Here is a 12,664-nt window from a genome sequence, read left to right on the forward strand (position 1 = left end):
AAAGTTAAATTAATAAAATAGAAGTGCTTAATTGGTAAATCAATCCAGGTATTCAATATGGTAACCTCATTTTTTTAAGTTATGGTGAGTTGTTGAGTCGTAGAATATTTTAAGCAGGGGAGAAAATATTATAAAATGATATCTAGCATTTTTAATTCCAAAGCTCCAAAATTCCTCACAAGCATCTTACAATAAAAATGAAGATTTAACATCTTTAGCCCTGAATATGTTTTTCAGGGCTATTTTTGAATGTTTATATTGTGTTTTTTCTATCAGCATAAATTTTCAAACTCAGCATGTCAAAATTTATTTTAATTGTCATTTTTGAGACTTTTTATTAACTTTATAAGATGGATCTTCATGCTGCTTAGCATTATAAGGCAATGAAAAGCATGAGTTTCTATCCTTATCAGTTTTTTATTTTATTTATTTTTAACTTTTCAATCTTACGCTGTAGGCTGTTAAATTATGTAGCTTTCAGGATAGAAAATCGAATAGCTTAACGGTAACATATAATGATGAAAAATTAGGATTCTATTCTTTTGTTTATTATTCTTTTTAAATATTTCTATTTTGGAATGTATTCCGGAGACCCGCTGTAATTTACTGAATAAAGCCATCAATAAAAAGATCCTTGAAATATCTTTTTTTATTAATGGGTAAAAAAATTCACTTATTAAAAGTAAAACCAGTATTTTTTAGTTGCTTTTCTCAAATGCCAGATAAAAATATGAAATGAAGCAGTTTTTTATAGAAGTTTTTTAGAAAAGAGGGGGGACTTTTTAATGCGAAAAGAAGCAGCACGAGGATGGGCTTTTTTACTCCCAACAATGTTATTTCTAGTAATATTAACCATATACCCTTTCATATTTACTGTTTCAGCTAGTTTAACAAACTGGTACTTACCAGAAACAAAAAGGACATTTATTGGGATACAAAATTTTATAAATTTATTCAAAGACCCCTGGTTCTGGTCTTCGTTAAGAATCACCCTAATATTTTTGTTTGGGTGTTTATTTTTCGAACATTTTTTTGGATTTTTATTAGCTTTACTCCTCAGTCTTTTAGGAAAAGCAAAAAGCTATCTGCCATTATTTTTTATTGTTCCGATGATGTTACCGCCTATTGTTTCTGCCTTGATATGGAAATTAATGTACAGACCCTTAGGACTTATGAATTGGTTTTTAAGCCTTCTTGGAATATCGCCCATAAATTGGGTAACAGATTCGAATCAAGTTTTACCCAGTATTATGATTACTGATATCTGGCAATGGACTCCATTTGTAATGCTGATACTCTTTTCAGGCATAAATTCTATACCAGAAGAATTATTCGATGCAGTTGATATTGATGGAGGAGGACTATTTGCGAAAATTAAACATTTAATCCTCCCACTAATTAAACCACTTTTTATCATCTCGTTTCTTTTGCGTTTTATCTTTATTTTTACAACATTTGATATTATTGCTGGACTCAGTCGAGGAGGACCTGGGCATGCTTCTATGACTTTATACTACTATTCTTATTTAAAGAGCTTTGAATGGTTGAGAATGGGGGAAGGTGCATCTCTAAATATTTTTGTTTTTGCAATAACCATGGGAGTTGGTATGATTTTGCTGAATAAAATAATGAAGGGGAGTGTCGTATTATATGATTAGAATTAGCAAAAAAGGCAAGATAGTTGTATATATCGCTTTGGGTATCGCTTTGCTGTTGACTTGGATCCCCCTTCTTTGGATATTTCTTACCTCAATTCGATCTCGAGGAGAAACATTAGCTTATCCACCCGTATGGTTTTTTAAACCTACATTAAGTAGCTTTTCTTACCTGGCATCTTCTACAGATTTTTTAACTTCTTATTTTAATAGTATTTATGTAGGAGGGATATCAACAATTATTGTTATAGGGTTGGCTATACCAGCTGCTTATGCATTAGCAAGGCTAAAATTTGCAGGGAAAGACAATGTCGGTTTTTATATTATCTCAACAAAAATGACCCCTCCAATTGTCGTTTTATATGCATTTTATATTATGTTTTCTAATTTAGGACTTTTAAGAACACTTTCAGGATTAATTATCTTGCATATAGCTATAAATCTTCCCTTAGCGGTATGGTTATTAAAAGGATTTTTTGAAAGTTTACCCCAAGTAATAGAAGAAGCCGCAAAAATTGATGGTTGTAGTGATTGGAGTGTAATGTGGAAAATTACCTTCCCACTATCATTACCAGGAATTATGGTTACTGGAGTTTTATGTCTTATGTTTTCTTGGATGGAATTTATTTTTGCTTCCACAATAACCGACCCCACTACTCGAACGGTGCCAGTCCTTATATATAGCTGGATATCATATTCGCAAATATATTGGGAAAGAGTCGCTGCAGCAGGTATTTTATATATAATTCCGGTTTTCGTTCTTTCTATTGCAATAAGAAAAAATTTATTAAGAGGTATGAGTTTTGGGCTTCTCAAATAAAAAATATTTATAGACAACCATACTCCTACGCAGCAGTAAAAATTTATTAAAAATAAAGCGTTCTTTCTTAATAGTTTTTATTTTTAACTTTTCAATCTTACGTTGTTGATTGTTATCCTGTTTCGTTTATAGGATAAAAAAAAGTTTTTTAAGGAGGTGATCGCATAACTACAATAGTTAATTATTTGAGAAATCCTTATTATTAAAAAAAAAGGGGGGTTTTCATAATGAAGTTGAATGTAAAAAGTATACTAGTTACAATTTCAATTTCAATAGCACTCCTATTAGCTTGTGCAGCTATAGGATACGGACAACATAATTTAGATGAATTTGAGGAGGCCAATATTAATTGGAGACAATTTGAAGGAAGATCAATAAGTATACTTTCTATTCCGCACGCATATGGTTTGGCTATTGAACCTTTTATACCAGAATTTGAGCAATTAACTGGTATTCGTGTAAATCTTGAATTTTTAGGTGAAGATGAATTGCGTAGAAAGAGAACAATAGATTTTTCAATGGGAACTGGATTATACGATATATCGAGTGTTGGTCTCTCAATTATTCCCCAATATGCCCAAGCAGGTTGGCTTGCTGATCTTAAACCTTACATTGACAATCCAAATCTCACAGATAATGAATGGTACAATTATGAGGGCATAGGAGAACCATTTAGAAAGTGGAACTCTACAGAAGATGGAAGAGTCGTAGCAATACCCGTGAATTTTTCAGGACCGATTCTATGGTATCGATCAGATATACTTGAGAAATTTGGATTCACGCCTCCAGATACTTGGGAAGAGCTTGTAGAATTAAAAAATAATCTTCAGAAAAAATTGGATGAAGATCCAGAATATAAAAATGTCTATGCATTTTCAAGTCGGGGTTGGACTGGACCTGGTTCAAATACTTGGACCATTTGTCCAACAATATTTAGTTATGGTGGACGCATCTTTGATGAAAACATGAAAGCTGTTTTTGATTCACCAGAAGCGGCTCGTGCTTTGGAAGTTTATAGAGATGCTCAAGTTGGATACGGCAACCCTCCAGGAAGTGAAGGAATCGACATGTATACCATGGTCGACATGTTTGCTTCAGGTAATTTAGCAATGATGTACGAAGGAATTGATCATATTGTTTTCCTCGGTGATCCAGAAAAATCCACTGTTTCAGAACTATGGGATGCAACAATTCCACCTCAGGGACCAGCAGGAAGATATAGCTCACTATGGACTTGGGCGCTTGGTATGAACTTTGCTTCTCGCCAAAAAGAACCGGCTTGGTTATTCATTCAATGGGCTACTTCAAAACCAATTCAAGCAAGGTTAGGTCCTCTAGGAACGCCAACCCGTCTCCCATTATGGACAACAGAACCTTTCCAAAAATTAAAGCAAAAAGGTTGGATTGAAGCTGCTCAATGGTATGTTGAAAATGGAACAGTAACAGAACCTCTAATGCCTGAATTTAGAGAAGTTGGAGAAGCTATGTCTGTTGGATTCAGCAATGTTCTAAAAGGTGAACCAGTACAAGAATCGTTAAGCGATGCAGTTAAAAAAGTTGATGAAGTTATTGCGAAAAGGGCAATCATAATTGAAGATTAGCTATCTTGAAGCTAAGATCAATAATTGGTTGGATAAAAATAGTTTTTAATTACAAGCGGGAAGGAGGCATATGATCGGTTCATATGCCTCCTATGATAAGAAAGAAATATACTAAAAAATTGTGATTAAAAGCTATATGGTTTTTTTTGATGGAAATTATCTGCATTGGCCAATCAAGGAAGAAAAAGAATCATGAGATTATTATGCTAAGAATAAGTGGAGCTATGTTTTATGGTGTAACCAAAAAATAGAGCAGGATAGAATAGGATCTTTGTTTCCGGTTCGGTTTAAAAAGTGATCCAATCGAAGATACTCCCTCTTTTTCTATTTGTATTTCGCTTCTTTATTCAACAGTGACACTTTTGGCTAAATTTCTGGGTTGATCGATATCTGATCCCTTTTCCAGAGCAACATAATAGGCAAACAGTTGAAGGGGGATGATCAGCAATAATGGAGCGAGAAATTCGCTGGTTTCAGGAATAACCAGAAGCTTTTCAACCGGAGGAATCACTTCAAGATGTTCAGGATGGGAAATGACGATGACTTTCCCTTTTCGAGCTTTGATTTCTTCAATATTTGCAAGAGTTTTTACTCCAGTTATCCCTCTTCCCAAAAGAACTACGCTGATCACATCCGGTTCGATGAGAGCAATTGGCCCATGCTTCATTTCTCCGGCGCTTAGCCCTTCGGCATGGAGATAAGAAATTTCTTTGAGCTTCAAAGCGCCTTCCAACGCCAGTGGATAGCACACTCCCCGTCCCAAGTAAAGGAAGTCATGGTAGAGGTAATACTCTCGAGCGAGCTCGTGAATATGATCAGATATTTTCAGAAGTTCATTCATCTGGCGGGGGAGAGTAAGGAGGAATTGAACCTGGTAAAGAATACACTCATTTTCTATGGTTTTGCGTTGCTGTGCTAAATAGAGCGCGAGGAGAAACAAGACTGCCAATTGGCAGGTAAACGCTTTGGTAGAAGCGACACCGATTTCAATCCCAGCTCGGGTATAGAGAGTCCAATCGGCAATCCGGGTGAGGGAGGTTCCCATACTATTACAAATCGAAAGCACTCGAGCATGACTGTCCTTCGCGAGTCGTGCCGCTGCGAGGGTGTCGGCGGTTTCACCCGACTGGGAAATACAGATAACGAGGGTTTTTTCGTTCAAAAGAGGTTGACGATAACGAAATTCCGAAGCATATTCTACTTCTACTGGGACTTTTGCCAGATGTTCAATTGAATATTTTCCAATCATCCCAGCGTGGCAGGCAGTGCCGCAAGCGGTAATAATCACCCGTTCCACTGTTTCAAGAGAAAAGTTTTCGAGCTCGTCAAACCTTACCTGTCCGGTGATTCCATCAACTCGTCCTAAGATGGTGTCTTCCAAGGCCTGGGGCTGCTCATGAATTTCTTTGAGCATAAAGTGTTTATATCCACCTTTTTCGGCAGTGAGAGGATCCCATGGAATAGAGGTAATGGTCTTGGAGGTTTTTGATTTTCCAGAAAAATCTTTCACCTCCCAAGAAGTAGGAGTTATCCGAGCAACCTCACCATCCTCCAGGTAAATCGCCTTTCTGGTGGTATCCAAAAAGGCTGGTAAATCAGATGCTAAAAAGCATTCTCCCTCACTAATCCCCATGATAAGTGGATTGAACATCCTTACCCCATAGAGGGTATTTAATTCATCGAGGAACAGAACGCAAAGGGCATAGGACCCTTGCAGCCTTTTAACCGCCTTTTGAATGCGCTCGAAAGGTGTTCCTTCTCCCTCTAAGAGATGAGCGATGACTTCGCTATCAGTTTCAGATAAAAACACGTGTCCTGATTCTTCCAGTTCCTTTCGAAGCTGTCGATAGTTTTCAATAATACCATTATGAACTACTGCAATCCGTCGCTGACAATCAAGATGAGGATGGGCGTTTGTTTCTGAAGGAGCTCCATGAGTTGCCCAGCGGGTGTGACCAATTCCCCGGTAGGATTGTCCATGATGACCCTTACATAAGGTATCGAGCCCGGTAATTTTCCCGGTTTTTCGAAAGGTCTTCATTGTCCCATCTTCATCAACTGCAATTCCGGCTGAATCATAACCTCGGTATTCAAGATGTTTTAAACCATTTAATAAAATCGAAATAACTTCTCTTTGACCTACATATCCAATAATGCCGCACATAGAGGAATCTCCTGAGTTAATGATTTTTAATCGGTCTCTATAATAATATATAAAAGGTAAAAAAGTGAATACGAATCCAGAGGATCAAGTCTTGATTCTTGAATTTTTCTATCATTTACTTTAAGAAATAAAAAATATCCGAAGCCTATATTTTAAAGTTTTTATAGTTTTAACTGGTATATGAATGATAATTTTAGGCCAGTGATCGAGAAGTATCGGAGATAGAAAGTAAAACTATCAATGGGAAGGTGTATAATTTAATAAAAGAACGAGTGAGAAAATATAATATAGGATATGGGAGATAATAAACCCATGCTATTTTGGGATAAAGTCACAAAGCAAAAGGTTTTAAATGATGAGGAGTGGGGGAAGTTATGAATTATATGGGATGTCTCAAAAAAATTAAAGGGATTTTTTATGAAGTTAAGTACTTTTTTGAAAACTCCTATAAAGCATTTATACCGGTTACGTTGAATGCAGATAGTGCTTTTTATACTGATTACAAAAATGTTGGTTGTCCTTTTGGCGATTCAAAAAATGGTTTGAACTCATGGATAAGACTGCGTAAGAAAAGAGAAGAAAGAGAATTTTGGGCTTTTTATAAAAAGAATTCCGATTAATGGTTTATGAGATAAGGGAAAATTGGTGTAACTGAGCTTAATGAATTCTTGTTGGCTAGGGCTTTACTTTGAAATTTCTAAATATTATCATTTGAATTCAATGAATATTTCTTCTTTTTCCATTACGATAACCTTCTTTTACCTTTAGAATTGTATGTGTCAAATAATGTTCGCAATTTACTCTTAGCAAACACCGGAGACTCTTTTTAAACACAGAGATGACCTTACTTGAATGAAAAGCCATCTCTCTTTGAAAAATGACTCGATTTATTCACCTCCTTTTTATGAATATGGAAAATAAACAAAGAGAAGAATACAATCTTTCTATTTGGTCAATTCTTTCTGGTATTTTAGTGAATAACTATTCATGAGTCGTCGGGCTGTGGATCCGTGGTCAACCCGCAGGGTTGTCCATCTATCCACAGCCTCTTTTTTTCTTTTGACTTTCTTTTTTTCCTTAGGCTATCTTTAGAAGCTCTACTTGTTGCTTGGTAATGGCTTCAGAACTAATGTACTTTTTACTACTCACCCAATCTTCAGTATACTCAATGAGATAACTGGTGACCAACCGGAGATAGGAATCAGTGGTAGGAAAGATCCCTACCACTCGGGTGCGGCGACGAATCTCTTTATGAACTCGTTCGAGCGAATTGGTCGAGGAGATCTTTCGTTGGTCAAGGTGAGGGAAAGCCAGGAATTGTAACGAGTCTTCCAGTCCTTCCTCTAAAAGAGCAATGGCCTGGGGGAAACGGTCTTGGTATTCCTGGATGATTAAATGGGCATATTGCTTGGCACACTCTTGGTCAGGCTGGTACCATATTTGTTTCAGTTTCGCGGCAAAAGATTCTTTTTCTTTATGAGGGATATGGACTAATATATTTCGCATAAAGTGTACTTTACACCGTTGCCAACTTGATCCTAGGAAACATTTCTGAATGGCATTTTTCAGTCCAGTATGAGCATCGGAGATGCACAGCCAGACTGTTTCCACTCCTCGTCTTTTAAGCTGTTCAAAGAGATGAGTGTAGGTGTCTTCTGATTCAGCAAACATGGGTTCGACCGCCAGGATCTCTCGGTTTCCCTCACTTGTCAGACCCTGAACGACAGCAATGGCCATGCTGATGATGTGTCTTTCACAGCGAACCTTTTCGTAGAGGGCATCAACCCAAATGACTGGGTACTCTTTTTCCAGAGGACGGGTACGGAACCATTCCACTTGTTCATTGAGGTCTTTGGTGATTTCTGATACTTGACCAGCAGAGAGGGACTCAATCCCTAAGCTTTGAGCAAGGCGCTCCATCTTTCGGGTGGAGACACCATTGATAAAGGCTTCTTGAACCACCTGGAGGAGGGCTTGCTCCGAGCGTTTCCTTTCGGTCACAAAAAAAGGAATATAGCCTCCTTTACGGAGTTTTGGAACTAGAAGGTAGATGGTTCCTAACCTCGTATCAAATCGTCTGACTCGGGTTCCAGAGAAATGAGTGGTTCGGGTGGGACAATGTTCTCCCTTGTGAGCTCCAACTTTGTTTTCAGCTTCCAGTTTCATGAGTTCATTGGTCAGCCATTCTAACATGGCATAGAGTGGATCAGGTTCAGTCATGAAACCAATGAGCATTTTTTAAAAGATATGGTGTATGATTATTTTGAGCCATCGGATATTCCTCCTCGATGAAGTTTTGTATTATATGCAACCTTCATTTTGGAGTCTCCGGTGGCTTTTTTCAAGGTGCGAAATTGCGAACTTTAGTATACGTTATCTTAGAATTTTTTTCAAAATATAATTAGTAAAGAAATCAAGTCTTCTTTTCTTCAATTTGTTTTTTTAGTTTATTCCCTAAATAAGGTTAACTTTTCAGCCAACTCCAGCACATCGACTGGCCAGAAACATTCCGGACGAGGACGGAGTGCCTGAGGAAGTCCAGCAGCAGGTTGGCAGTTGAGCAAAGTTTTAAGCCATTGGTCAGGAATAGCATTACGGCCATAAACAGCCCCAAGTAAAGCGCCACAAATGGCAGCATTGGTATCGGTATCTCCACCCCTCATGACCGTATCTACCACGCCTTGTTCTAGATTGTGGGAATGAAGTAGTTGCCAAAGAGCATTGTGAAAAGCTATCAATACCCAACCTTGCTGAGATATATAGTCTTTTGGAGGAGATAGAGCAGCTCCATGGACAGTATCAAGTAGACTTTCATCAATTTTCATCTTTATAGACCAACCTTCGATTTGTTCATAAAGTTCTTGGTTCCCACATCCAGTACGAATAGCTTGAGAAATAGCCATGGTGAATAGTGCATTGGTTTGCTGACAGACAGGGTGAGGATGGGTGATTGTTGCATCCTGTCTTGCCCATTCAGCGACCTCTTCCAGATCATAGTTCACTCCAAAAATTCCCAAAGGGCTAATCCGCATTAAAGATCCGTTGGCTTGGCTTTCATGATTGGGATATCCTTTTAACCCGCTTGATACAGTTCTTCCGCAATCAAAGGGTTTTGACTGTAACCAATAAAGGTAGGCTATTCGAGCTTTATTAGGATCATATTTGCCTACACGGACCAGCATTCGAGCCAACATGAGAGCCATCTCTGAGTCATCGGTTGGTTGACCGGCAATAGTGTTCCAGGTGCCTCCATCAGCAAGTTCATGGATACCATTAGGATACAGGAGTTTGATTTCCTCCGGTGATTGAAACTCAACCAAGCTTCCCAAGGCATCACCAGCAAGCTGACCGAGCAAACAGCCTTGGGCACGAGCAATGAAACCCTTATCTTTTCGTCCACTATTCAATTCTTGGTGTTGAATCATTATTTTATCCTCAGCTTTTAATTCTATCCAATGCATCTGTGAATTATTCAATCTATTTATAATAGATTAGTTTGTACATTTTATTAAATCTATCCTGAAAATACCAGAATGAATGAAAATTATCCAATTAGAGATTGCCACGTCGCACAAAACGCTCCTCGCAATCAGACTGTGTCACAATTATCGGTTTTTTTGAACAAAAATAATAACTAAAAACTCAATAAAATCCTTATTCTACAAGGCATTTAGCCCATAATATGGTACAATAAAAGGGTAAGATAAAAGTATGAGAGTCAAGAAAGGATACCCCGATCATGGCATATCGATATGCGAATAGAAACCAACTCCAACTCTTCCCGTCGAGTATCGAAGACTACATTCCTCTCGATGATCCGGTCAGAGCCTATGATGCCTTTGTCGAAGCACTCGATCTTGAAAAGTTGGGATTGAACCTGGATCCCCACCAAGCCGGGAACCCCCAATACCACCCCAAGGTGATGTTGAAACTTGTGGTCTATGGCTATGCCTATGGGATCCGGAGTTCCCGAAAATTGGAACGAGCGAACCATCATAACCTCTCCTTTATCTGGCTGACCTCAGGGCTCACACCCGACCATAAGACCATTGCTGAATTCAGAAGAAAAAACCGCTCTCAGTTAGCTGACATCTTAAAACAGTGTGCGAAGATGTGTATCCAGCTCAATCTGATCGAAGGCAACACTCTCTTTGTTGATGGCAGCAAATTCAAAGCCAATGCCTCCATCAAAAAGAGCTGGGATAAGAAAAAGATTCAAAAAGTCCTCAACAACATCGATCAACGCATCGCCACTATCCTCAACCAGTGTGAGACGGTCGATGAGGCTGAAAAGGGGTGTGGCTCTTTGGTCAAAATGGATCAGGAATTACAAGACCAAGACGTCTTAAAGACCAAAGTCCAGGGTATCTTAAAAGAACTGGAAACCAAAAAGCAAACATCCCTGAACACCACTGATCCGGACTGTACCCGGATCAATAGTCTTGCTGGAACTCATGCCGGCTACAGCGTCCAAAGCGTCGTCGATGAAAAGCATGGTCTGATTCTCTCCGCTGATGTCGTCAGTGAGAATAACGACCTCAATCAGTTCAGCCAACAGATCAACCAAGCCAATGCACTCTTAGAGCATAAGTGCCAGGTCGCCTGTGCTGATTCCGGTTATGCCTCGACCACGGAATTAGCGAAAATTGACCAGCAAGGGATCAAAGTCGTCGTTCCCTCCCAAAGACAGGCCTCAGAAAAAATACCGTCTCCTTTTGCCAAAGACCAGTTTAGCTATGATAAGATCCATGATTGCTATATCTGCCCCGAAGGACACACACTCACCTTTTCTCATCTTAATAAGAATAAAAAAAACGGTCATAAACACTATCTGATCTCAGCCAAGAAAATCTGTTTAGCTTGTCCCCATTATGGGGTTTGTACTTCCTCTCAACACGGGAGGAAAGTCATCCGACTGGCGAATGAAGAACTCAGAGAAAAGTTCGAGGCCCAGTATAAAGAGCCTGAGTCCCAAGCAATTTACCGAAAAAGAAAAGCCAAAGTCGAGCTTCCCTTTGGACATATCAAACGTAACTTAGGTGTGAATGCCTTCCTCTTAAGAGGCCTGCCAGGAGTCAAAGCCGAAGCGTCACTCTTTGGGACCTGTTTTAACCTGGTTCGGATGATCACCCTCCTCGGGGTAACCACCTTAGTGAGTCTCTTGAAAGAGATAGGAGGGAAATATCCCACCTCTTTAGGGGGTATCGGATAAAAACCAACCAGAATTAGCTAAGATCGAGTCTAATACCAGCCGAGATCTATTCTTAGCTTAACTTTTATCTGAAATTTTTTGAATCTACGAAAGATTACGGCTAGATAGTGACAGATGTGACACAGCCTGAATGACGGAGCAGTAAAAAACTCAAATCCCCCTCGCCCATTCTCCCCCTTTTCCCCTCAGTTTTTTTACATCCTCATCTGGTGTCATAATGTGTTATGAAAGTTTGTGGTTTATTTATAAAAAATGAAATATTTATATGGGTCATCAATTTTTTTGTTTAAAAGATGTATTAACAAAATTTAAAATTATGGTAATAAAATTAGATTACGATATAATGAACGGAGAACTGGAAACGAACTGCTAAATACCAATTCGAGAGATTATCCTAATAATAAAATATACTTATGGAGAGAATAGAATGGCTCAGGTTGTTCTGACACCAGCAGCAGGGAAAAGATTGATAGCCAAAGCCATAGCGGCTCATCCTGATATACAATCAGCGCTTTACTCAGGTATGGTTGTGATTGTGGCTGGGACAACCAACGGATATGTTGCTGAGGAAATATTGGCGATGCTTGGGCAATCCGATGGTTTTAATCGTAAATGCTTCTATCGAGGTATTGTACTTCCACCAGCTCAATTGATGTCAGAGACAGGAAGGCGGCTGGATGAAAGTGGATTCCCAGGCGATGTGGTTATTGTTCGTGGCAAATGGTTAAAAGGGAAAACCATTTCTGATGTCATTGATGAAATGAAGCAAGGAGATGTAATTTTAAAAGGGGCAAATGCCCTTGATGTTTTGGGAAAGCGAGCAGCAGTCCTTGTTGGTCACCCAGAAGGAGGGACTGCAGTTACTGCTTTGAAGGCAGTTATTGGCAAGCGAGTGCGCTTGATTATTCCAGTTGGTTTAGAAAAACGGATTTTTGGGAATCTGGATGAAATAGTTACCAGAATGAATGCTTCCGAATCGTCAGGACCACGGATTTTAACGATCCCAGGAGAAGTTTTTACTGAAATAGATGCAATATCGCTCCTTTCGGGAGTAAAATGTGATCTGGTTGCCAGTGGAGGAGTTGGTGGGGCAGAAGGAGCCATTTGGTTAAATATCAGTGGTGACGTGGGGAAAGTGAATCATATTATAAGCCTAATTAGTTCTATTTTAAATGAGCCACCTTTTGAGCTCTAAGATCTTTCTTAATTAAT

General features: G+C 38.8%; 9 protein-coding genes. 6 read left to right on the forward strand and 3 right to left on the reverse strand.

The window, feature by feature from the left end:
- Positions 1 to 785: 785 nt before the first annotated feature.
- The 3 genes from RT761_RS06810 to RT761_RS06820 all read left to right on the forward strand — a co-directional run bounded on the left by RT761_RS06810 (position 786) and on the right by RT761_RS06820 (position 4,076).
- The gene (locus tag RT761_RS06810; protein WP_218113321.1) at positions 786 to 1,658 is read left to right on the forward strand and encodes a carbohydrate ABC transporter permease; all 873 of its coding nucleotides are present in this window, start codon (positions 786 to 788) and stop codon (positions 1,656 to 1,658) included.
- Complete coding sequence (locus RT761_RS06815; protein WP_218113322.1) at positions 1,651 to 2,475, forward strand: carbohydrate ABC transporter permease; 825 nt, start codon at positions 1,651 to 1,653, stop codon at positions 2,473 to 2,475. The genes RT761_RS06810 and RT761_RS06815 overlap by 8 nt, the downstream gene beginning before the upstream one ends.
- A gap of 227 nt (positions 2,476 to 2,702) precedes the next feature.
- Entirely contained in the window at positions 2,703 to 4,076 is a 1,374-nt protein-coding gene (locus RT761_RS06820; protein WP_218113323.1) for an ABC transporter substrate-binding protein, read from the forward strand.
- A gap of 343 nt (positions 4,077 to 4,419) precedes the next feature.
- On the opposite strand, the gene glmS is transcribed toward RT761_RS06820, so the two are convergent.
- Entirely contained in the window at positions 4,420 to 6,240 is a 1,821-nt protein-coding gene (gene glmS, locus RT761_RS06825; RefSeq protein ID WP_218113324.1) for a glutamine--fructose-6-phosphate transaminase (isomerizing), read from the reverse strand.
- A gap of 374 nt (positions 6,241 to 6,614) precedes the next feature.
- On the opposite strand from glmS, the gene RT761_RS06830 reads away from it, so the two are divergent.
- Positions 6,615 to 6,860 (forward strand): hypothetical protein, encoded by a 246-nt coding sequence (locus RT761_RS06830; RefSeq protein WP_218113325.1) that lies wholly within the window; start codon positions 6,615 to 6,617, stop codon positions 6,858 to 6,860.
- Between the two features lie 457 nt (positions 6,861 to 7,317).
- Here the strand turns inward: RT761_RS06830 and RT761_RS06835 are convergent, their stop codons facing one another.
- On the reverse strand, positions 7,318 to 8,475 hold the full coding sequence (locus RT761_RS06835; protein WP_218113326.1) for an IS256 family transposase: 1,158 nt from the start codon (positions 8,473 to 8,475) through the stop codon (positions 7,318 to 7,320).
- A 212-nt stretch (positions 8,476 to 8,687) separates the two neighbouring features.
- Positions 8,688 to 9,665 (reverse strand): ADP-ribosylglycohydrolase family protein, encoded by a 978-nt coding sequence (locus RT761_RS06840; RefSeq protein ID WP_218113327.1) that lies wholly within the window; start codon positions 9,663 to 9,665, stop codon positions 8,688 to 8,690.
- Positions 9,666 to 9,979: 314 nt separating this feature from the next.
- On the opposite strand from RT761_RS06840, the gene RT761_RS06845 reads away from it, so the two are divergent.
- Both RT761_RS06845 and RT761_RS06850 read left to right on the forward strand, forming a co-directional pair.
- Positions 9,980 to 11,452, forward strand: coding sequence for an IS1182 family transposase (locus RT761_RS06845; RefSeq protein ID WP_218113073.1), 1,473 nt, complete (start codon positions 9,980 to 9,982; stop codon positions 11,450 to 11,452).
- A gap of 427 nt (positions 11,453 to 11,879) precedes the next feature.
- On the forward strand, positions 11,880 to 12,647 hold the full coding sequence (locus RT761_RS06850; RefSeq protein WP_218113328.1) for a hypothetical protein: 768 nt from the start codon (positions 11,880 to 11,882) through the stop codon (positions 12,645 to 12,647).
- The last annotated feature ends 17 nt before the right edge of the window (positions 12,648 to 12,664 follow it).

This window comes from Atribacter laminatus (assembly GCF_015775515.1).
GTDB lineage: Bacteria > Atribacterota > Atribacteria > Atribacterales > Atribacteraceae > Atribacter > Atribacter laminatus.

Excerpts from the sequence above, each read along its gene's own strand:
- glmS (WP_218113324.1), bottom strand. The coding sequence starts at position 6,240 with ATGTGCGGCATTATTGGATATGTAGGTCAAAGAGAAGTTATTTCGATT.
- RT761_RS06845 (WP_218113073.1), top strand. The coding sequence starts at position 9,980 with ATGGCATATCGATATGCGAATAGAAACCAACTCCAACTCTTCCCGTCG.
- RT761_RS06820 (WP_218113323.1), top strand. The coding sequence starts at position 2,703 with ATGAAGTTGAATGTAAAAAGTATACTAGTTACAATTTCAATTTCAATA.
- RT761_RS06840 (WP_218113327.1), bottom strand. The coding sequence starts at position 9,665 with ATGATTCAACACCAAGAATTGAATAGTGGACGAAAAGATAAGGGTTTC.
- RT761_RS06830 (WP_218113325.1), top strand. The coding sequence starts at position 6,615 with ATGAATTATATGGGATGTCTCAAAAAAATTAAAGGGATTTTTTATGAA.
- RT761_RS06850 (WP_218113328.1), top strand. The coding sequence starts at position 11,880 with ATGGCTCAGGTTGTTCTGACACCAGCAGCAGGGAAAAGATTGATAGCC.
- RT761_RS06810 (WP_218113321.1), top strand. The coding sequence starts at position 786 with ATGCGAAAAGAAGCAGCACGAGGATGGGCTTTTTTACTCCCAACAATG.
- RT761_RS06815 (WP_218113322.1), top strand. The coding sequence starts at position 1,651 with ATGATTAGAATTAGCAAAAAAGGCAAGATAGTTGTATATATCGCTTTG.
- RT761_RS06835 (WP_218113326.1), bottom strand. The coding sequence starts at position 8,475 with ATGCTCATTGGTTTCATGACTGAACCTGATCCACTCTATGCCATGTTA.